Source organism: Mesorhizobium sp. P3_A9 (assembly GCF_056402975.1).
Map to the genome: position 1 here is coordinate 1 of NZ_JBFUGJ010000086.1, position 19,692 is coordinate 19,692.

Sequence of the window (19,692 nt, forward strand, 5' to 3'; positions counted from 1 at the left end):
TGCATATACAGGATGATCGCCTCCTTTCGATGGCGCTTGGGCAATTGTTAGAAAACCTGCATGGAGAGGTTGTGCGCGAGAACGACTTTGCAATGGAGTTATTCATCAGCGCCTGCCTGAGTGCACACAACAAATGGGCTCGAAGCCGCGGACAACAGCTTACGCACTTCAGTACTATCGAAGATGCATTGCCAGTTTACTGGGATCGCCAAAAGTATCTTTTGGAACCTATAAACTAATGGCCAAGTCGCGCGTCCAGTTCATCTGCCAGAATTGCGGATCGGTGCATCAGCGCTGGGCCGGCAAATGCGATGCCTGYGGCGAGTGGAACACGCTGGTCGAGGAAGGCACGTCSGGCGGCATCGGYTCRGGKCCRGCCAACACGCGCAACGCYCGCAAGGGYCGCGCSGTGGTGCTGACCACATTGTCGGGCGACATCGAGGATGCGCCGCGCATCATCTCGGGCATCGGCGAACTCGACCGCGCCACCGGCGGCGGCTTCGTGCGCGGCTCSGCRCTKCTGGTCGGCGGCGATCCCGGYATCGGCAARTCGACGCTKYTSACCCAGGCCGCAGCAGCTCTCGCCTCGCGAGGCCACCGCATAGTCTATGTCTCGGGCGAAGAAGCCGTCGCGCAGATCAGGCTGAGGGCGCAGCGGCTCGGCGTCGCCGACACGCCGGTGGAACTGGCAGCCGAGACCAATGTCGAGGACATCCTCGCCACAATCGCCGACGGCAAGCGGCCGGATCTAGTCATTCTCGATTCCATCCAGACCCTGTGGACCGACCTCGCCGATTCGGCGCCGGGCACCGTTACCCAGGTGCGCGCCGCCGCCCAGGCGATGATCCGCTATGCGAAATCCACGGGTGCGGCGATCGTGCTGGTCGGCCATGTCACCAAGGAAGGCCAGATCGCCGGTCCACGCGTGGTCGAGCACATGGTCGATGCCGTGCTCTACTTCGAGGGCGAAGGCGGCCATCACTATCGCATCCTGCGCACAGTGAAGAACCGCTTTGGGCCGACCGACGAGATCGGCGTGTTCGAAATGTCGGACAAGGGTTTGCGCGAGGTCGCCAATCCCTCCGAGCTATTCCTGGGCGAGCGGCATGCGAAATCGCCAGGTGCGGCGGTTTTCGCCGGCATGGAAGGCACGAGGCCGGTTCTGGTCGAGATCCAGGCGCTGGTCGCGCCGTCCTCGCTCGGCACGCCGCGCCGGGCGGTGGTCGGCTGGGACGGCGCCCGGCTGTCGATGATCCTGGCGGTTCTCGAAGCGCATTGCGGCGTGCGCTTCGGCAGCCATGACGTCTATCTCAACGTCGCCGGCGGCTACCGTATCAGCGAGCCGGCGGCCGATCTCGCGGTCGCCGCCGCATTGGTTTCCTCACTCACTGGTCTTGCCCTTCCCGCAGATTGCGTCTATTTCGGCGAAATCAGCCTTTCGGGCGCGGTGAGGCCAGTTGCTCATGCGCAGCAGCGCCTTAAGGAAGCCGAAAAGCTGGGTTTTGGTAGCGCGGTTCTGCCCTTGGGCAGCGAGGAACTTGCCGGAGGGATCGGGGCCGGCGCTTTCCAGCCCACCGAGCTTGCCGACCTCGTGGCGCGCATAGCCGGCTCACGGCGCAGCCGCGCCGACGATGAAGAGTGACGCGGCTCGTCGAGCCGTGAAAAACAGATCGGAGTGGGGCGAAAAACATGCCGATTACGCTGCTTGACGGAATCCTGGTCGGCTTCACCCTGGTCTCGGCGATGCTCGCCATGGTTCGCGGCTTTTCGCGCGAGGTCCTGTCGGTCGTCTCGTGGGCGGCGGCAGCGGCGGCGGCTTTCTTCTTCTACAAGCCGGTCCTGCCCTACCTGAAGCCCTATATCGACAATGAGAAGATCGCCATGGCGGCCTCCGCCGGCGTCGTCTTCGTCATCGCGCTGATCGTCGTTTCGGTCATCACCATGAAGCTCGCCGACTGGATCATCGATTCGCGGATCGGCGCGCTCGACCGCACGCTCGGTTTCCTCTACGGCGCCGCTCGCGGCATCCTGGTTGTCGCTGTCGCCCTGCTGTTCTTCAACTGGCTGGCCGGCGCCAAGGCTCCCGCCTGGGTGACGGAGGCCAAGTCGCGGCCGCTGCTGGAACAGATCGGCGCCAAGCTCGAAAGCCTGCTGCCCGAGGATCCGGAAAACGCCATCCTCAAGAAGCTCAATCCGAATCAACCGGCCGCCGAGACACCAGCCGCGCCGGACGCACCGGCAGCGGATGCGCCTGCCGGCGGCGACGACGCCAACGCGCCAGCGCCCGATGACAATGACGCCGCGCCTGCCGACAACACGGCCAAGCCGGCGCCGGCAGCACCTGCAAACTGACGCGTCTAGCCTGACGATGGTGTGAACGATTGCACGGTGTGCGTTGCTTTCGGCGCATGACCGCCTTATATGGCGATTTTAGCGGAGCTTAAGATGGCAGACGCAGACGACGTGCTTTCCGCCGAGGCCGACGACCATTTCCATGACGAATGCGGTGTGTTCGGCATTTTTGGCCGGCAGGACGCAGCCGCCATCGTCACACTTGGCCTGCACGCCCTGCAGCATCGCGGCCAGGAAGCGGCCGGCATCGTTTCCTACGACGGCACCCAGTTCCATGTCGAACGCCATGTCGGCCTGATCGGCGACACCTTCACCAAGCAGCGCGTCATCGACAGCCTGCAAGGCAACCGTGCCATCGGCCATACACGCTACGCCACGACCGGCGGCGCCGGCATGCGCAACATCCAGCCCTTTTTCGCCGAGTTGGCCGATGGCGGCTTTGCCGTCGCCCACAACGGCAATCTGACCAACGCTATGACGGTGCAGCGCGCGCTGCAGAAGCAAGGCGCGATCTTCTCCTCCACCTCCGACACCGAGACGCTCCTGCACCTTGTCGCGACCAGCAAGGAGCGCGACCTCAACTCGCGCTTCATCGACGCGGTGCGGCAGGTCGAGGGCGCCTTCTCGCTGGTGGCGATGACGGCCAAGAAGATGATCGGCTGCCGCGATCCACTCGGCATCCGCCCGCTGGTGCTGGGCGATCTCGACGGCGCCTGGATCCTTGCCTCCGAGACCTGCGCGCTCGACATCATCGGCGCCCGTTTCGTGCGCGACCTGAAACCCGGCGAGATGGTCGTCGTCACCTCCAAGGGCATTGAAAGCCTGTTCCCGTTCGAGCCGCAGAAGACCCGCTTCTGCATCTTCGAATATGTCTATTTCGCCCGGCCAGATTCTTCGGTCGAAGGCCGCAACGTCTACGAAGTTCGCAAGCGCATCGGCGCCGAACTGGCGCAGGAAAACCCGGTCGAGGCCGACATCGTCGTGCCGGTGCCGGATTCGGGGACGCCGGCGGCGATCGGTTTTTCGCAAGCCGCAGGCATTCCCTTCGAGCTCGGCATCATTCGCAACCACTATGTCGGCCGTACCTTCATCCAGCCCGGCGATTCGATCCGCCATATGGGCGTCAAGCTGAAGCACAACGCCAACCGCCGCATGATCGAGGGCAAGCGCGTGGTTCTGGTCGACGATTCGATCGTGCGCGGCACCACCAGCCAGAAGATCGTGCAGATGGTGCGCGATGCCGGCGCCAAGGAAGTGCACATGCGTATCGCATCGCCGCCGACCAGCGCCTCCTGTTTCTACGGTGTCGACACGCCGGAGAAATCGAAGCTGCTGGCGTCACGCATGTCGGTGGAAGAGATGGCCGAGTTCATCCGTGTCGATTCACTCGGCTTCCTCTCGATCGACGGGCTTTACCGCGCCGTCGGCGAGGCCGGCCGAGACAACGACCAGCCGCAATTCTGCGACGCCTGCTTCACCGGCCAGTACCCGACCCGCCTGCTCGACTTCGAAGGCCACGACAATGTGCGCACGCTGTCGCTGCTGGCGAACAACGGGGCGTAAGCTAGACTCTTTGTTTGACACAATTCCGGACGGAAAACCGCTTCACACTTTTCCTGGAATTGCTCTAGACCACCTTACGGAAATTCTCGCATGACCCTCGACCTTACCGGCCGCGTTGCGGTCGTCACCGGCGCCTCGCGCGGCATCGGCTATTTCATCGCCAGGGAATTGGCCGCAGCCGGGGCGCATGTCATCGCAGTTGCGCGCACCGTTGGTGGGCTGGAGGAACTCGACGACCAGATCAAGGCAGCCGGCGGCCAGGCGACGCTGGTGCCGCTCGATCTCGCCGACATGGCCGGCATCGACCGGCTGGGCGGCGCCATCCATGAGCGCTGGGGCAAGCTCGACATTCTCGTCGCCAATGCCGGCGTACTCGGCGTCATCTCGCCGATCGGCCATGTCGAGGCCAAGACGTTCGAGAAGGTGATGACCATCAACGTCACTTCGACCTGGCGGCTGATCCGCTCGGTCGACCCGCTGCTGCGACTCTCGGATGCCGGCCGGGCCATCATCCTGTCGTCCAACGCAGCGCACTCAGCGCGCGCCTTCTGGGCGCCTTACGCGGCATCGAAGGCCGCGGTCGAGACCATGATGCGCTCCTGGGCGCATGAGACCCAAAGCCTGCCGCTGCGTGTCAATGCCGCCGACCCGGGCGCCACCCGCACCGCGATGCGAGCCCAGGCCGTGCCCGGCGAGGATCCGGAGACGCTGCCGCACCCCTCGGAGATCGCCAAGCGCATCGTGCCGCTGGCCAGCCCCGAGCTGAAAGAGACCGGGCTGATCTTCCAGGCCAAGCACAATCGCTTCGTTGCCTACAGGCAGCCTGAATAAGCTTACACCTCGGTTTTGACGGCTCCCGGAACCATTGCCCGCATTTGGGTGGCATATGTCAGGGATTAAAAGGGCCTCCAGTTACGTTTCTTCGAATGTAGGACATTCGAAACCGGAGGACCGATATGCGCAGACTTCTTCTCGTTGGCGCCGCCATCACGGCCGCCCTAACCGCCACCGCCGGCACCGCCCTCTCGCAAGATGCCAAGATGAGTTTCTTCGTCACCAGTGCCGGCTCCGGCAAGGGCGCCGATCTCGGCGGCCTGAAGGGCGCCGACGCGCATTGCGCTTCGCTGGCTGAAGCCGCCGGCGTCACCGGCAAGAGCTGGCATGCTTACCTCTCGACCAGTGCCGAGGATGCCCGCGACCGCATCGGCAAGGGTCCGTGGTTCAACGCCAAGGGCGAGAAGATCGCCGACGATGTCGCCTCGCTGCACAGCGACGCCAACGGCATCAGCAAGCAGACGGCGCTGAGCGAAAAGGGCGAAGTGATCAACGGCCGCGGCGACAAGCCGAACCGGCACGACATGCTGACCGGGTCTAAACCCGACGGCACCAGGATCGCCGACCAGACCTGCGGCGACTGGACGATGAGCGGCGCCGAAGGGGCAGCGATGATGGGGCATCACGACCGCACAGGCCTCGACGATTCGGCGGCGGCAAAGTCGTGGAATTCCTCGCATGCTTCGCGTGGCGGCTGCGGCCAGGAGGCGTTGAAGGGCACCGGTGGCGACGGGCTGTTCTACTGTTTTGCCACCGACTGAGGCGATGGGCCTCAAACATCGGGATCAGAATCCACCGGACGATCACGCGGCTGTGATCAGAGGCGGAAAGGCTGTGCTTCTGTCATGCTTTCGTCGTTTCCATAGAGTTGGTAGGATCGTATAGACTCCCACAACAACGAGCGCCCGAGCTGGGCAGAACAAGGACATCCCCATGGCTACGACTGCAGCGTTGGTCTGGTATCTGGTAATCGCCGGCCCGCAGGGCGGCATGGTGGTGCTGCCCAGCACCTTCGACAAGCGCGAACAGTGCACCGCCGCCATCACCGAATATCAGAAGCAGCCGACACCCACCGGCTGGTCGGTGCAGTGCGTACCGAGCGCCTCGCCGTTCACCGACGAAGGCGATGCCGAAGAGCCGGCGGCGCAGTAAGCATCGGTTGCACAAGGCCCGCAGCCGCCGGCTGCGGGCCTTGTGATTTTCAACGCTCGGCGCTCACCGTCAATTCCGGCTTCTGGTTGATGGTCTGGAACACCACGCAATAGCGCTCGGTCAGCTTCAGCAGCGAATCGATGCGCTCCTGCGGTTCATCGGTGTCGAGAGCGAAATTGAGCCGGATGGCGCGAAAACCGACGGGCGCGTCCTTGGCGACACCGAGCGTGCCGCGAAAATCGAGATCGCCCACGGCTTCCACCGTGGCAGCGCCCAGCTTGAACTCGAGCGCCGTCGCCACCGCCTTCAGCGTCACCCCGGCGCACGCCACCAGTGCCTCCAACAGCATGTCGCCGGAACAGAGCTCGAGCCCTGAGCCGCCGGTTGCCGGATGCAGGCCGGCGATGGCGATCGCCCTGCCCGTCTCCACCTTGCAGGCCACCGACTGATCGTCGATCGAGCCTTTGGCGCGAAGCGTGATCAGCGCCTGCGAAGCGTCGTCGCGGTAAGCCTGCTTCAGCGGTGACTGCATGGCCTTCAACTGGGTGGCGTCCATTCGCTGTCCTTTTTCGTCCGTTGTTCTGCTGGCCTACGCCGTCTGACCGAGATTTGCTCCGATCATCTCGCGAAGGCAATGGTGTTCGCCCCTGCAGCAATGCAGGCCTGCCACAACCGACGCGCCGACGTCCCAAATGGGACATTGACGGAAGAGACCTCAAAACCGTCTGATCCCGGAAAGTCGTCATTCCATTTCCGGTGATCCCGCAATGCCACATACCCTCTCGACGAAGCCAAAACAGGACGGGTTTCGCGCGCCTGGCGAATTCGAACCGAAATCAGGCTGTTGGCTGATCTGGCCCGAGCGGCCCGATACCTGGCGCCTGGGCGCCAAACCGGCGCAGAGGCTGTTCGCCAATGTCGCCACGGCGATTGCGCAAAGCGAGCCGGTGACTGTGGCCGCATCAAGCCGCCAGTGGCGAAATGCCAGAGCGCGATTGCCCGCCCATGTTCGCGTGGTGGAAATGTCCACCAACGATTCCTGGCTGCGCGACAGCGGCCCCAATTTCATCGTCAATGATCACGGCGACGTGCGCGGTGTCGATTGGATCTTCAACGCCTATGGCGGTTTCGATGGCGGCCTCTATTCGCCGTGGGACCTCGATGACCTGGCGGCGCAAAAAGTGCTTGAAATCGAGAACATGGATCGCTATCGCGCACCGCTGATCGCCGAGGGTGGCGGGCTGCAGTGTGACGGCCAGGGTACCCTGATCACGACGGCGCAATGCCTGCTCAATCGAAATCGCAACGCCCATCTCGGCAAGGCCGACGTGGAACGGCAGCTCGGCGACTATCTCGGTGTCGACACCATCATCTGGCTGCCGCGCGGCTTTGCTTTTGACGAGACCGACGGCCATGTCGACGACATCTGCTGCTTCGTGCGCCCCGGCGTGGTCGCGCTGAGCTGGACCGATGATCGGGACGACCCGCAATATGAGATCGTGCGGGAGGCCGAGGAGGTGTTGCGTTCGGCGCGTGACGCGCGCGGCCGCAGCTTGGAGGTCCATCGGCTGCCTCACCCCTTGCCAATCGAGATATCGACGGAAGAGAGCGAAAGCGTCGACCAGCTCGATTCGACCTGGGCGCGGCCAGCCGGAAACCGCATCGCGGCCAGTTACATCAACTACTATCCGGGCAACAGCGTCGTGGTCGTGCCAGAGTTCAGCTCTGATCTCGATGGGCAGGCCAAGCAAAAACTGGCCGCGCTGTTTCCCGACCACGGGATAGTCGGCATCGAGAACTCCCGCGAGATCCTGCTCGGCGGCGGCAATGTCGCCTGCATCACCTTGCCGGTCTATGCCCCGCAACGGCGTTGAGGGCATGCCGGCCAAAACGAAAAACGGAGAACACTCATGCGCGCTCTCATCTTCTCAACCCTGCTTGCCGGGCTCGCTTGCGGCATCTGCGCAAGCGCTGCTTTGGCGGAAGAGGAAAAAGTCGTCAATGTCTACAATTGGTCCGACTACATCGCGCCGGATACGGTCGAAAAATTCGAGAAGGAGACGGRCATCAAGGTTCGCTACGATGTCTATGACGGCAATGAGGTTCTTGAAACCAAGCTGCTCACCGGCGGTTCGGGATATGACGTGGTCTATCCCTCTGCCTACCCGTTCCTGAAGAACCAGGTGAAGKCGGGGGCTTTCCTGGAACTCGACAAATCGAAGCTTGCAAACCACTCGAAAATCGATCCGCAAGCCCTCGCCCTGATCGCGGGCGCCGATCCGCAGAACCTGCACGCCGTGCCCTACATGGCCGTCACCGACGGCATTGGCTACAATGTCGCCGCGGTCAAGCAGCGCCTGCCGGAGGCGCCGACGGATTCCTTCGCCATGGTCTTCGACGTCGACGTGGTCAAGAAGCTCTCCGATTGCGGTGTGGCCATGATCGATGCCCCCGCTGAGGTCATCCCGATGGCGATGAACTACCTTCACATCAACCCGAGGTCGACCAACCCCGACGACCTTGCGAAGGTCGAGGAACTGATGGGCAAGGTGCGGCCTTACATCCGCTATTTCCACTCGTCAAAATACATCAACGACCTGGCAAACGGCGACATCTGTGTGGTGCTGGGCTGGTCAGGCGACATACTTCAGGCAAGGACCCGCGCCGCCGAATCCACCAAGAAGCTGGAAATCGCCTATTCCATTCCCAAGGAAGGTACACTCATCAACTTCGATACGATGGCAGTGCCGAAAGACGCGCCACATCCCGAAAACGCACAGGCCTGGATCAACTTCAACTTGCGCCCCGAYATCGCCGCCGCCAACTCCAGCTACGTCTCCTACGCCAATGCGATACCGGACTCCTTGCCGCTGATGGACAAGGCAATAGCCAGCGATCCCGGCGTCTATCCGTCCGATGACGTGAAGGCCAAGCTGTTCGTGGTGGACAACAACGACGCAAAGCTGCTGCGGTCGCAAAATCGCATGTGGACGCGCATCGTGACGGGGCAATAGGGCAGGCACGAAAACGTCAGCCCTGTGCGACCCCGCGGATCGCCGCCAGTAGTTCGACCTGCGAGTGCACGCCGAGCTTGCGATAGATCTGCTTGATGTGGTTGCGGACGGTGCCGGGCGAAATGGCGAGGCTTCGCGAAATGGTCTTGGCATTGCCGCCGTCGATCAGGTGTCGCGCGATCTCACTCTCACGGCTGCTCAGCCGCGATCGCGCATCGCCAATTGCCATGCCCTTGTCCCGGGAGCGGCACAGATGAAGCAATCTTTGCAGAATGAACCTTGTCGCGCTGCTTGCCGCGCAAGCCATCGCCAGATCCTGCTCGCCAAAGGCTGGCGCCCCGTTTCGCCGCAAAAAGGTGACATAGCCGGCGGTCAGCCTGTCGAAATTGAAGACGCCTGTTATCTCGTCGAAACTGTCGGAGGGGCCGTAGAATTCGCGATAGTAGGGCGTGAGCTGGAAATCACCATCGCGCAGAGCCGATAGCGGCAAGACGAAATCGTGCCGGGTGCTGGCGAACCTCTGGAAGAAGGGATCCTGCCGGTAGATGCGGGCATCATAGTCGCGGTTCCAGCGATCGGGGCCGGCATCGTCAATGGTCAGGGAAGTGATGTCGCGACGGTAGAAGCCGACATAGACACGGTCGGAGCCAAGCAGACTCTGCGCCGCCGCCGTGAAACGCGCCGACAGTTCTTCGGGCGTTGCCGCCATTGCCGCAGCGGCCACGCCGCCGCTCCAGCGTCCAAACTGATCGAGGGAAAAATTCGACTGCATTCCGGCCCACAGTAACGCAAGCCGTTGCAAGTTCAACCTGGCGGGAATCGCGCCGCCAGCCTCAAAAGGCGCCCTGAACCGGGAGTGACCATCCCTGCCCCAACGCAAGCTCAGGGCTGGCGTAGCGCTGGACCAACTTTCGACCGTATAGCTTAGCTTGGTAAGCGCCTGATCTTTCAAGCCCTTGCGCCGCGTCACAGCGTCTCTGACGCTTTCTGCAACATTGGTCCGCGCCTTATGGCCGACATCGCCATTCACGAAACACGCGAAAGGGTTCTCGCTGGAATCCTTTTGACCGGTGCTGCCTATCTGCTGTTTTCGACGCAGGACGCTTCGATCAAGCTGCTGGTTACCGGGATGACGGTCTGGCAGATCATGTTCTTCCGCAGCATCACCATTCTGAGCGCCTGCGCGGCGATCGGCGGGCGAAAACTGTTTGCCGACACGGTGCGCTCGCCGATCGTGCGGCCCATGCTGGTGCGCAGCGCGTTCACGCTTGCCGCCTGGCTCTGCTATTACAACGCAGCCCGCAGCCTGCAGCTCGCCGAACTGACCACCGTCTATTACGCGGCCCCGATCATCGTCACCGTGCTTTCGGTGTTCCTGCTCGACGAAAAGGTGCCGATGCTGCGCTGGCTGGCGGTGCTGATCGGCTTTGTCGGCGTCTTCGTCGCCTGTGATCCGACCCATCTCGGCCTCTCCGTTCCGGTGCTGCTGGTGCTGGCTGCCGCGCTTTTGTGGGCCATCGCCATCGTGCTCCTGCGCAAGACAGCACTTGCCGAGCGCTCGATCATCCAGCTTCTCCTCAACAATTTCTATTTCCTGGTGTTTTCGGCGGTGCCGGCGCTGTTGTGGTGGCACACGCCCGATCTGACCCAGTTGCTGCTTCTTGCCAGCGTCGGCGCGCTCGGCGGTCTGGCGCAATATCTTCTCTTCGAAGGCATGAAGCGGACGCCGGCATCGATCCTCGCCCCTCTCGAATACAGCTCGCTGTTGTGGGCGTTCGCGCTCGGCTTTGCGATCTGGGGCGACGTACCGCGCCGCGAAGTGTTTCTCGGTGCTGCCCTGATCATCGCCGCCGGCCTGCTGATCGTCGGCGGCGAGCATTTCCGCAAGCGACTGTGATGTGCATGACTGCTGACGCTACGATGTCAGGAGGGAGCGGCGTAGGCTGGCAACATGACTGATGTGACAGCCACCGCCGACACCGTTGCCGAGCGCACGCTGGGCATCATTCTCGTGTCATGCTCGGCGGCCGTGTTTGCCTTGACCGGTGTGCTGACAAAATCGATCCATGCCGATCCGCTGACCATCATCTGCTGGCGCGGTTTTGTCGGTTCGATCCTGATCAGCCTCTACGTGTTGTGGCGGCGACGCGGCTCCGGCGGGCGCGGGAGCCTGCGACTGGGCTGGCGCGGCTGGCTGCTGGCGGTGGAAGGGGCGCTGGCCAGCATCGCCTTCATCTCGGCGTTCAAATTCACTTTCGTTGCCAATGTCACCGTCATCTATGCAACCGCACCATTCCTCACCGCGCTGCTGGCCTGGATGCTGACGCGTGAACCCTTCCGTGTGCAGACGATGATCGCCGCAGCCGTGTCGCTCTGCGGTGTGGCGATCATGGTCTGGTCCAGCTTTGGCAGCGGCAATCTGTTCGGCGACGGACTGGCGCTGCTGATGACCATCGGCAGCGCTCTCTACATGATCATGGTGCGGGCCTTTCGCGACACACCCGTGGTCTGGGCCGGCGCGGTATCAGCCTTCCTGTTGTTCGTGCTCGGCTGGTTCGTTACCGATCCGCTGGCGGTTTCGCCAAGGGATGCCGCTCTGCTCGTCACCTTTGGCGCGTCCTTCGCGCTGTCGTCGATCCTGTGGACCGAAGGCGCACGGCTCATACCGGCCGCCGAATCCGGGCTACTCGGCTCGGCCGAAGTGCCGTTCGCGATCCTGTTTGCCTTCCTGTTTCTGGGCGAGATCGCGCCAGAAGCAAGCCTCGTCGGCGGCGCCATCGTGCTCTGCGCGGTGTTCGCCCATGCCGGCCGCGACTGGCTGGTGGCCCGCTCGCAGCAGGTGGCGTCAAATATTTCTTAAAAAAGTGACACAGTCACGGAACCATCATCGGGGTCAGGCATTATTGGTGCGACGGGCCACCCCCCAAGTCCCCCCAAACCCCTCGGCCCGTCCTACTCCCAAGCCGACCGCAAGGTCGGCTTTTTCTTTGCTCTGAACTGGGCGAGGAGACCGAGGCCCCGTGGCTTCAACCCAAATGCCCAGACGAAGCCAGGTTACCGCTGAGCAGCGCCGCCAGATCGCCCGCGGAAGCGTCGGCACCGGCGCGCAGCCGGATCGCGAACTCAGCCGGGGGAACCGGTGGCAGGCCAAGCTCGCGCGGCGCCTCGACAATGCCGGAATGGGCAAAGCGCGGGGTTCGCAAGGTCAGCGCAACGCCGGCATTCACAGCAGTGCGTAGGCCAGCCAGGCTGGCGCTGCCGGCGGCGATGCGGTAGCGGCGGCCGGCGGCATCGAGCGCGGCGAGTGCGGCCTCGCGGAACCCGCAATAGGGATCGAGCAGCGCCAGCGGCACCTCTTCCTGCCGCGAGGCCAGTCCCTTGTGTGAACACAGCCATATCATCGGCTCGCGCAGCACGCCGACCTCGTCCGGCGCCGCGGTCTGGCGCATGACGATCGCTAGGTCGAGGCTGCCGGCCTGCAGCGCCTGCGCTAGTTCGGCCGAGCGACCGACCCGCAATTCGATCCTGACGCGCGGATGGCTGGTGGCGAAGGCACGCAGCAGGTCCGGCAGGCCGCTGTCGGCGAAATCCTGTGTCGTGCCGATGGCGACACGCCCGGCAGCCCTCGCCCCCTTCAGCGCCAGCCATGCCTCGCGATGCACGGCAAGAATACGCCTGGCATGGCCGACAAGGTCCTCGCCGGCCGGCGTCAGCCCACGGCCCCTGCCCTGCGGCGCCAGCAGCGGCTCACCGACGATCTCCTCCAGCCGCTGCATCTGGGCGGTCACCGCCGAAGGCGAACGGCCGACGCTGGAAGCCGCCTGCGCCAGCGAACCGCTGTCGACGAAAGCGAGGAAGGTTTTGAGCAGATCCGGATCGAGTGTTTCCATAGTTCGATAATATCGAATCTTCAGTTTAAAACAATTCGATTTTTTTGATTAAAGGATGGTGACATGGTCTCTCCAACGGCGATCAGACGCCGTTAGAAACCAAGGAGACGAAAAATGCCCATCATCAACATCAGCGTCACCGGCAAGCCGGACGTCGCTTTGTCCGCCAGGATCGCCAGGGAAATCACTGAGATCACCGCCACGCAGTTGCGTAAGGATCCGACGATCACCGCCGTTGCCGTCACCTATATCGATCCTCAGCACTGGTTCGCCGGCGGCAAGTCGCTGGCCGAGCATGGCGCCAACACGTTCTGGCTGGATATCAAGGTGGTCGACGGCACCAACACCAAGCTTGAGCTGGAGGCCTATCTAAAGGCTCTCTTCGATGCCTTTGGTCGCCTTCTGGGCGGCGTGCACGAGGAAAGCTATGCCTTCGTGCATGAGGTGCYGGCGGCCGCCTATGGCTATGGCGGCAAGACGCAGGAGTTTCGTTTCATCAGCGGGCGGCTGAAGGCAGCATGAGGGCTACGCCCACTCCGACCGAACGGCTACCTGGCAGGAGGGTGAAGCCTTGTATCAAGCGCGAAATCCTCCTGGAGGTGTAGGCTGTAAAGGCCGGCCGCCTGGCTAGGGTCGAACACCAGGTTCCAGCTGTGCTGGGATACCGTGCTGGGAATTAGGAACAAGGGATGCTTTGCCAGCAGACTGTCACCAAATTGCTGCTGCCCTGCGCTGGGAATGCCGGGGCGCAGCCAGTTTGCGTTTGGAATATCGTCAATTTCCACCACATGAATCTTCGACGGATCGGTGATGGCAAATGCCGTCAGCACATGAGGAACAGTATCCAGCGTGCGAAACCCCTTGTGGACAGCCACCTCAAGGATGGCGGTCGAAGGGTCGATGGACGCATACACAGCCCTGACACCTTTGCTGTTCCATCTTCCACCGAGTTTGAAGGCTCCCTCACCGCTGTCCCAAGTTGCCTTGAAGCGTTTGTGGTCAAGTCTCCAGCCGAGGACATCTCCTGTTCCCAGGGAACCTGGCAGGGGTGTCATGCATAGACACCGTAGTCGAGCCGCTCAAGAAATTCCTGTACAAGTATAGTACCCGCCGCTGTGGCCAGCAGATCGATTGGTCGCCGGTTGTCCAACCCCATCGCGGGCTGGATCATCCATTTCTCAGCCTCTTCCTGGTTTCCAAGAACGGACGTGGCCTTCGTGAGAACCCTGGCGAAATTCCAGGTTCTAGAGCCTTGCTCCCGACTAAGGGTCCTGGAGTGATCCGACTTATGCCGCTGAAATGTCCGCTCGCTCATGCCAAATGCCGTCTCGAAAGCATCGGCAAGATCAATGACGGTCAGGTGTCCCACAAGGCTTTCCAAGGCTTGGCTTGGAATTCCGTGCAGGATCATTTCATGTGCCTCGAGCGGACTGGATACGGAAAATCCAAGAACTTTCGGCCCGCCAAATAGGTCGACCAGTCGTTCGAATTCCGGCTCCATGCGTGGTGCCTCGGCAAACGCCATTGGGAAATTAGCCATGCTCGTCTCTCCGTCACGTGTCACTTTATTTACGACATGTGTCGCCACCTTTCAAGTGATGATGCGCGATCTCTTGGCCCATCATGTCCCAGCGTAAAATCGAAGCTCCGCATCGGTCACCCCCACATTGACCTTCCTCCGACTTCCGCTACCCTCTGCCTCCGAAGCGGTCGCAGAGCCGCAATGACAAAAACGTTGGGAGAGACGCGGCATGATCCTGACACTGGCGCTGCTTGCGGGTCTTGTTGTGGCCTGGCTGCTGATCGGCGTGGTGGAGAAATTCCGCCTCGGCCTGCGTTTCACGCAGGCGCTGCTCTACGTGCCGTTCAAGCTCGCCTACCGGATCAGCGACAATCGCATCGGCATCGCCCGCAAGACCCAAGCCCCGGTCATCTACGTGATCTCGCACCAATCGCGCTTCGAACCGGCGCTGATGCTGTCGCTGCTGCCCGACGACACGCTTCACATCCTCGACGAGGTCTCGGCGCGCTCGCCCTGGCTCGAACCCTGGCGCGAGCTTGGCCGCAGCATTGCCTTCAATGCCGAACATCTTTTCGTCAGCCGCCGGCTGGTGCGCGTGCTGAAGGGCAAGGGGCGGCTCGCCGTCTACCTGCCGGATGCTGTCGAGCCCGACATCAAGACGTTCCGGCTGTTTCGCGCCGTCACCCGCATCGCCATGCAGGCCGACGCCCGCATCGTGCCGATCTTCGTCGCCGGCGCGCGCAGCCTGCCTGTGTCGCTGACGCCGGCGGACAAGGCGCCACGGCACTGGTTTCCGCAGCTGTCGATCAGCGTGCTGGAGCCGATGACCATCGCCGAACTGGTGGCGCGCAACCCGGACCAGGCGTCGAACACCAATGCGCTGTTCGACCGCGTCGCCGAAGCGCGGCTTTTCGGCACCAACCTTGACCGCGGCCTGTTCCTGGCCATGCGCGATGCGGCAGCCAGGGTCGGCGCCTCGCATCCGATCATCGAGGATGTCATTTCAGGCGCGCTGAGCTACCGCAAGATGTTCATCGGCGCCCGCGTGCTGGGCAAGCGTTTCGAGGCGGTGACCGCGCCGGGCGAAGCGGTCGGGATAATGCTGCCCAACGCCAATGGCGTCGTGCTGTCGTTGGTTGGTCTTCTGTCGGCAGGCCGGGTGGCAGCGATGATCAACTACACCGCCGGTCCGGCGAGCGTTACGGCCGCCGTGCGCACCGCCGTCATCCGCACCGTCATCTCGTCACGCGCCTTCGTCGAGAAGGCCGATCTCGCTGATATCGTCGCGGCGGTCGAAAAGGGTGGCGCCAGGCTGCTGTGGCTGGAAGATATTCGCACCGGCGTCACCACCCTGGACAAGCTTGCCGCCGCCTTGCTGTGGCGCTGGCCGCTGCAGCGGCAGGATGCGGCCAAGCCTGGTGTGATCCTGTTCACCTCGGGTTCGGAAGGCACGCCGAAAGCGGTTGTCCTGTCGCAAAAGAACCTGCTCGCCAATGCCATGCAGGCCGAGGCGCGCGTCACCATCTCGCCGGCCGATATCCTGMTCAACGTGCTGCCGGTGTTCCACTCCTTCGGCCTCACAGGCGGCACCATCCTGCCGCTGGTSACYGGGGTAAAACTGTTCCTCTACCCCTCGCCGCTSCACTACAAGATCATCCCCGAGATCGCSCGCAAGGTGAAGCCGACSATCATGTTCGGCACCGACACCTTCCTCGCCAACTATGCGCGCACCGCCAAGGACGGCGATTTCTCCAGCCTGCGCTTCGTCGTTGCCGGCGCTGAGGCGGTGAAGCCTGAAACGCGGCGCACCTATCGCGAGCGCTTCCAGGCCGAGATCGTCGAGGGTTTTGGGCTGACCGAGGCCGCACCCGTGGTTGCCGTCAACACCGCCATCCATGGGCGCGATGGCACGGTCGGGCGACTGTTGCCGGCGATGCGCATGAAGCTGGAACCGGTCGAGGGCATCTCGGACGCCGGCCAATTGTGGCTCGACGGACCGAATTTGATGATGGGCTACATGACCGCGGACCGCCCCGGTGAGCTGCAGCCGCTGACCGGCTGGCACGACACCGGCGACATCGTCGCCGTCGACCGCGAAGGCTTCATCAGCATTCGCGGCCGCGCCAAGCGCTTTGCCAAGATCGCCGGCGAGATGGTGTCGCTGGGTKCGGTCGAGATGCTGGTGCAGTCGCTGTGGCCGGAAGAACGCCATGCGGCGGTGGCGGTGCCGGACAAAAGGCGCGGCGAGCGCATCGTTCTGGTCACCACCGCCGACGATGCCAATCCCGAAGAGCTGCGTCAGTTCGGCAAGAAGGCCGGAGCCGCCGAACTGATGGTGCCCAACGACATCGTGAAGGTAGAGGAAATCCCGGTGCTGGGTTCCGGCAAGACCGACTATGTCTCGACCAGGAAGCTGGCGATCGACAGGCTGGGGCTGGGTGTCGCGGCCTGAGTCGGATCAAGGACTTCGGCGGACTTCCTTGCCTTTGTCTTTATGCATGTCGTCTTCCCAAAACCGAGGTCACTTTTGGGCGGCATGCATTTAACCTATATCCGAAGGCGGCACCTTCTCGCCCTCGAGTTTGGCGCGTTTGGAGTAGGCGCGCACCGAGAACGGCAGGAAGATCAGATAGCCCGCGACCGAGGCCGTCAGCGTGTACCATGGATAGGTCATCAGCAAGAGAACGTAGAGCACGACGGCCAGGATGACCGGCAGCACTCTGTCGCCCGGGATCTTGATGCTCTTGCCGGAATAGACCGGCAGCCGGCTGACCAGAAGGAAGGCGACCAGGATGGTGAAGCCGGTGGCAACAAAGGCGGCCGGGCGGCTGGGCTCCACCCCAAGACGCAGGAAATAGAGATAGAGCGGCAGCATCACCAGCACCGCGCCCGCCGGCGCCGGCACACCGACGAAATATTCGGACTGCCACAGCGGGCGTTCGGCCTTCTCGTCGTCGAGCACGTTGAAGCGGGCAAGCCTCAGCCCGCAGGCGATGGCGAACAGGAGGGCCGCGATCCAGCCCGGCGAGCCGGCGCGATCGAGCAGGAAGGCATAAAGCACCAAAGCCGGGGCGACGCCGAAATTGACGATGTCGGCGAGCGAATCCATCTGGGCGCCGAACTTGGAGGTCGCCTTCAGCATCCGCGCCAGGCGGCCGTCAATGCCGTCGAGGAAGGCCGCCAGCAGCACCATAACCACCGCCGGCTCGAACCGACCTTCGAAGCCGAAACGGATGCCGGACAGGCCGGCGCAGATGGCAAGCACGGTGACCAGATTGGGCAGCACCATGCGCATCGGGATCTCGCGGATGCGCGGACCGCCGCTGGCATGGGCCTCGAACTTTTTGTATTGCGTGCCCACCGCTCAGGAAATCCGTACGAGGGGGGTGCCGGCGACGCCGCCGAATTCGGCCAGCACGGTTTCACCGCCGACCGCTGTCTGGCCAACGGCGACACGCGGCGTGGCGGTCAAAGGCAGGAAGACGTCGACGCGCGAGCCGAAACGGATCAGGCCGAAACGCTCGCCGGTGCCGATCGAAGCGCCGGCTTCGGCCCAGCAGACGATGCGGCGCGCCACCAGGCCGGCGATCTGGACGGCGGCGACCGTGCCGTTGGGGCTCTCGATGACCAGGCCATTGCGCTCGTTCTCGGTGCTGGCCTTGTCGAGTTCGGCATTGAGGAATTTTCCCGGCCGATGTTCGATCTKGGMGATACGGCCGCGCACCGGGGCGCGGTTCACATGGCAGGAAAAGACATTCATGAACACCGAGATGCGGGTCATCTCGACATTGCCGAGGCCAAGCTCGCGCGGCGGCACGGCCGGACCGACCGCCGAGATGATGCCATCGGCGGGGCTCACCACCAGGCTGTCGTCGACTGGCGTGACGCGCTCGGGATCGCGGAAGAAATAGACGCACCAGGCGGTCAAGATCAGGCCGATCCAGAACAGGATCGAGGAGAAATAGCCGAGGAAAAGCGTTGCCGCGCCAAAGGCCGCAATGAAGGGGTAGCCTTCGCGATGGATCGGTACGAACGCGTTCTTGACCGTATCGACAAGGCTCATCGGGCTGAGGCGGCTCCGTTTCAGGTGGGGCCTCAATAGCCGAAAGCCCCCTTCGCCGCAACGCAACAATCGGCGCGCGGGCGAACCGGCAAGGGTCGGCCGTGTCCGGATAGAAGGACGCTCCGCCTTTCCTGAAGTCGCGACCGGCTTGCGTGCCCATGCCATTGCCGTCAGAATTCCGGCCTGGGCGGGAAACAGACCTGATGAAAAGCCGGAAATCCGCGGGCCGCGTTCTCTATCCGGCGCTTGTGTTGGCCATGGTACCGGCACTGTCCGGCTATGCTTTGGCGCAGAGCAAGCCATCCTTCGACTGCGCCAAGGCGGCCAGCGTGGCGGAAAAGGCCATTTGCGCCGATCCTGCCCTGGCGCAAGCCGACGCCGACGTGGCGAAGAACTACGCGGCATTGCTGAAGACGCTCGACGCCCGAGCCGGCAAGGCCTTGCGTGATGACCAGMGCGATTTCATCGCATATCGMGACSAKATCGCCGSSTTCAACGAGAACACGCCCAAGRATMAGCAGACTTTCGATCTCGGCGAATTCCTGCGCGACCGCGCGACCTTCCTCGCCGGCATCCACAAGCCGGCTGACGCCGGTTTCATCGGCACATGGAGCAGCGTCCGCGGCGGGGTCGAAATCAAGGCGGCGGGCGCGGGCAAACTCGAGATTTCGGAAGATGTGGTCGCCAACCCTGTCTCAGGAAGTGGTGCGTGCGACATCGGTGGCGCGGTCAAGGCCGGCAAGAGTTTGCGGCTGGTCGACACCGATGACAACGACAAGCCGACTGGCTTTGTCTTCGCCTTCCGCCGCAATGGCGACGCGCTCGTCGTCGAACAGAGCGGCACCGGCAAGGACGGCACTTCGGAGCCGCCATCGTGCGGTTACAATGGCCATGTCGACGGGACGTTCTTCCTGAGCGAAGAACAGAAAAACTAGCCGGCACCTGGCGTCAGCTGGTCGGGCTAAAGCTCGTCGCATCGACGCGCTTTAGCCTCCATTGTTTATGCATGTCGTCGTCCCAAAACCGCTACACAATTTTGGGCGACATGCATTAGAGCCCGGGAACCCGCTGATAGTTGGCGATGTCGGCGCGGACACCAAGTCGGGCGAGCGTTTCCTGCGGGTTGAAGGCAACGCGCTCCTGCGCCGCCTTGACGATCGGCACGACCTTGTCGACGGCCGCCTGGCTTTCCCATTCAACGATCGTCACCAGGTTGAATTCGCCCGGCCCCGAAAATTGCTCGAGCAGGAAATCCTGCACGAAACCCTGCTGTTGGCGCAGCAATTCGTGCGTCGTCCTGAC

Annotated in this window: 22 protein-coding genes; 14 read left to right on the forward strand and 8 right to left on the reverse strand. The window is 63.0% G+C overall.

Annotated elements, in window-relative coordinates; all coding sequences use genetic code 11:
- The 7 genes from AC1DX0_RS14465 to AC1DX0_RS14495 form a co-directional block, all read left to right on the forward strand.
- Positions 1-239 (forward strand): hypothetical protein (locus AC1DX0_RS14465; protein WP_477355783.1); only part of this gene is annotated, 239 nt, incomplete at its 5' end.
- On the forward strand, positions 239-1,642 hold the full coding sequence (gene radA, locus AC1DX0_RS14470) for a DNA repair protein RadA (RefSeq protein WP_477355786.1): 1,404 nt from the start codon (positions 239-241) through the stop codon (positions 1,640-1,642). The genes AC1DX0_RS14465 and radA, both read left to right, overlap by 1 nt.
- Before the next feature lie 47 nt (positions 1,643-1,689).
- Positions 1,690-2,352: a CvpA family protein gene (locus tag AC1DX0_RS14475; RefSeq protein WP_013896312.1), complete on the forward strand. Its 663-nt coding sequence runs from the start codon at positions 1,690-1,692 to the stop codon at positions 2,350-2,352.
- A 93-nt stretch (positions 2,353-2,445) separates the two neighbouring features.
- Positions 2,446-3,915, forward strand: coding sequence for an amidophosphoribosyltransferase (purF, locus tag AC1DX0_RS14480; protein ID WP_027034473.1), 1,470 nt, complete (start codon positions 2,446-2,448; stop codon positions 3,913-3,915).
- A gap of 90 nt (positions 3,916-4,005) precedes the next feature.
- Positions 4,006-4,746 carry an SDR family NAD(P)-dependent oxidoreductase gene (locus AC1DX0_RS14485; protein WP_010915156.1) on the forward strand — a complete coding sequence of 247 codons (741 nt, stop codon included), beginning with the start codon at positions 4,006-4,008 and terminating at the stop codon, positions 4,744-4,746.
- A gap of 125 nt (positions 4,747-4,871) precedes the next feature.
- On the forward strand, positions 4,872-5,510 hold the full coding sequence (locus AC1DX0_RS14490) for a hypothetical protein (protein WP_477219392.1): 639 nt from the start codon (positions 4,872-4,874) through the stop codon (positions 5,508-5,510).
- A gap of 172 nt (positions 5,511-5,682) precedes the next feature.
- Positions 5,683-5,901, forward strand: a complete 219-nt coding sequence (locus AC1DX0_RS14495) for a hypothetical protein (RefSeq protein ID WP_027045347.1) — start codon at positions 5,683-5,685, stop codon at positions 5,899-5,901.
- 49 nt (positions 5,902-5,950) lie between these two features.
- Here the strand turns inward: AC1DX0_RS14495 and AC1DX0_RS14500 are convergent, their stop codons facing one another.
- Entirely contained in the window at positions 5,951-6,457 is a 507-nt protein-coding gene (locus tag AC1DX0_RS14500) for an OsmC family protein (RefSeq protein ID WP_477219393.1), read from the reverse strand.
- A gap of 211 nt (positions 6,458-6,668) precedes the next feature.
- Between AC1DX0_RS14500 and aguA the strand changes: the two genes are divergently transcribed.
- Complete coding sequence (gene aguA, locus AC1DX0_RS14505; protein WP_477219394.1) at positions 6,669-7,775, forward strand: agmatine deiminase; 1,107 nt, start codon at positions 6,669-6,671, stop codon at positions 7,773-7,775.
- 36 nt (positions 7,776-7,811) lie between these two features.
- A complete protein-coding gene (locus tag AC1DX0_RS14510) occupies positions 7,812-8,915 on the forward strand; it encodes a polyamine ABC transporter substrate-binding protein (protein WP_477355789.1) in 1,104 nt (367 codons plus the stop codon).
- 16 nt (positions 8,916-8,931) lie between these two features.
- On the opposite strand, the gene AC1DX0_RS14515 is transcribed toward AC1DX0_RS14510, so the two are convergent.
- Complete coding sequence (locus AC1DX0_RS14515; protein WP_477219396.1) at positions 8,932-9,639, reverse strand: helix-turn-helix transcriptional regulator; 708 nt, start codon at positions 9,637-9,639, stop codon at positions 8,932-8,934.
- A 285-nt stretch (positions 9,640-9,924) separates the two neighbouring features.
- Between AC1DX0_RS14515 and AC1DX0_RS14520 the strand changes: the two genes are divergently transcribed.
- Both AC1DX0_RS14520 and AC1DX0_RS14525 read left to right on the forward strand, forming a co-directional pair.
- Positions 9,925-10,812, forward strand: coding sequence for a DMT family transporter (locus AC1DX0_RS14520; protein ID WP_477219397.1), 888 nt, complete (start codon positions 9,925-9,927; stop codon positions 10,810-10,812).
- A 54-nt stretch (positions 10,813-10,866) separates the two neighbouring features.
- Entirely contained in the window at positions 10,867-11,775 is a 909-nt protein-coding gene (locus tag AC1DX0_RS14525) for a DMT family transporter (RefSeq protein ID WP_477219398.1), read from the forward strand.
- Positions 11,776-11,941: 166 nt separating this feature from the next.
- On the opposite strand, the gene AC1DX0_RS14530 is transcribed toward AC1DX0_RS14525, so the two are convergent.
- Positions 11,942-12,805 (reverse strand): LysR substrate-binding domain-containing protein, encoded by an 864-nt coding sequence (locus tag AC1DX0_RS14530; RefSeq protein WP_477219399.1) that lies wholly within the window; start codon positions 12,803-12,805, stop codon positions 11,942-11,944.
- Positions 12,806-12,919: 114 nt separating this feature from the next.
- Between AC1DX0_RS14530 and AC1DX0_RS14535 the strand changes: the two genes are divergently transcribed.
- Positions 12,920-13,327 (forward strand): tautomerase family protein, encoded by a 408-nt coding sequence (locus tag AC1DX0_RS14535; RefSeq protein WP_477355792.1) that lies wholly within the window; start codon positions 12,920-12,922, stop codon positions 13,325-13,327.
- A gap of 26 nt (positions 13,328-13,353) precedes the next feature.
- Here AC1DX0_RS14535 and AC1DX0_RS14540 read toward each other — a convergent pair whose 3' ends face one another.
- Together AC1DX0_RS14540 and parS are read right to left on the reverse strand one after the other, a co-directional pair.
- Positions 13,354-13,860, reverse strand: coding sequence for an RES family NAD+ phosphorylase (locus tag AC1DX0_RS14540; RefSeq protein ID WP_477219401.1), 507 nt, complete (start codon positions 13,858-13,860; stop codon positions 13,354-13,356).
- Complete coding sequence (parS, locus tag AC1DX0_RS14545; RefSeq protein WP_051643591.1) at positions 13,857-14,345, reverse strand: type II RES/Xre toxin-antitoxin system antitoxin; 489 nt, start codon at positions 14,343-14,345, stop codon at positions 13,857-13,859. Before parS ends, AC1DX0_RS14540 begins: the two co-directional genes overlap by 4 nt.
- A 211-nt stretch (positions 14,346-14,556) precedes the next feature.
- Here parS and AC1DX0_RS14550 point away from each other — a divergent pair, with 211 nt between their 5' ends.
- A complete protein-coding gene (locus tag AC1DX0_RS14550) occupies positions 14,557-16,779 on the forward strand; it encodes an AMP-binding protein (protein WP_477355795.1) in 2,223 nt (740 codons plus the stop codon).
- A gap of 90 nt (positions 16,780-16,869) precedes the next feature.
- On the opposite strand, the gene AC1DX0_RS14555 is transcribed toward AC1DX0_RS14550, so the two are convergent.
- Both AC1DX0_RS14555 and AC1DX0_RS14560 read right to left on the reverse strand, forming a co-directional pair.
- A complete protein-coding gene (locus AC1DX0_RS14555; protein WP_172230557.1) occupies positions 16,870-17,688 on the reverse strand; it encodes a CDP-alcohol phosphatidyltransferase family protein in 819 nt (272 codons plus the stop codon).
- 3 nt (positions 17,689-17,691) lie between these two features.
- Entirely contained in the window at positions 17,692-18,693 is a 1,002-nt protein-coding gene (locus AC1DX0_RS14560; protein ID WP_477355798.1) for a phosphatidylserine decarboxylase, read from the reverse strand.
- On the opposite strand from AC1DX0_RS14560, the gene AC1DX0_RS14565 reads away from it, so the two are divergent.
- Positions 18,594-19,325, forward strand: a complete 732-nt coding sequence (locus AC1DX0_RS14565; protein ID WP_477355801.1) for a lysozyme inhibitor LprI family protein — start codon at positions 18,594-18,596, stop codon at positions 19,323-19,325. The genes AC1DX0_RS14560 and AC1DX0_RS14565 overlap by 100 nt on opposite strands.
- 115 nt (positions 19,326-19,440) lie before the next feature.
- Here the strand turns inward: AC1DX0_RS14565 and AC1DX0_RS14570 are convergent.
- On the reverse strand, positions 19,441-19,692 hold a 252-nt coding region (locus tag AC1DX0_RS14570; RefSeq protein WP_477355804.1), incomplete at its 5' end, for an antibiotic biosynthesis monooxygenase.

What these genes read in the sequence shown, in the direction of transcription:
- AC1DX0_RS14520 (WP_477219397.1), top strand. Translation starts at nt 9,925, where the DNA reads ATGGCCGACATCGCCATTCACGAAACACGCGAAAGGGTTCTCGCTGGA.
- AC1DX0_RS14485 (WP_010915156.1), top strand. Translation starts at nt 4,006, where the DNA reads ATGACCCTCGACCTTACCGGCCGCGTTGCGGTCGTCACCGGCGCCTCG.
- AC1DX0_RS14490 (WP_477219392.1), top strand. Translation starts at nt 4,872, where the DNA reads ATGCGCAGACTTCTTCTCGTTGGCGCCGCCATCACGGCCGCCCTAACC.
- aguA (WP_477219394.1), top strand. Translation starts at nt 6,669, where the DNA reads ATGCCACATACCCTCTCGACGAAGCCAAAACAGGACGGGTTTCGCGCG.
- AC1DX0_RS14530 (WP_477219399.1), bottom strand. Translation starts at nt 12,805, where the DNA reads ATGGAAACACTCGATCCGGATCTGCTCAAAACCTTCCTCGCTTTCGTC.
- AC1DX0_RS14475 (WP_013896312.1), top strand. Translation starts at nt 1,690, where the DNA reads ATGCCGATTACGCTGCTTGACGGAATCCTGGTCGGCTTCACCCTGGTC.
- purF (WP_027034473.1), top strand. Translation starts at nt 2,446, where the DNA reads ATGGCAGACGCAGACGACGTGCTTTCCGCCGAGGCCGACGACCATTTC.
- parS (WP_051643591.1), bottom strand. Translation starts at nt 14,345, where the DNA reads ATGGCTAATTTCCCAATGGCGTTTGCCGAGGCACCACGCATGGAGCCG.
- AC1DX0_RS14500 (WP_477219393.1), bottom strand. Translation starts at nt 6,457, where the DNA reads ATGGACGCCACCCAGTTGAAGGCCATGCAGTCACCGCTGAAGCAGGCT.
- AC1DX0_RS14495 (WP_027045347.1), top strand. Translation starts at nt 5,683, where the DNA reads ATGGCTACGACTGCAGCGTTGGTCTGGTATCTGGTAATCGCCGGCCCG.
- AC1DX0_RS14525 (WP_477219398.1), top strand. Translation starts at nt 10,867, where the DNA reads ATGACTGATGTGACAGCCACCGCCGACACCGTTGCCGAGCGCACGCTG.
- AC1DX0_RS14540 (WP_477219401.1), bottom strand. Translation starts at nt 13,860, where the DNA reads ATGACACCCCTGCCAGGTTCCCTGGGAACAGGAGATGTCCTCGGCTGG.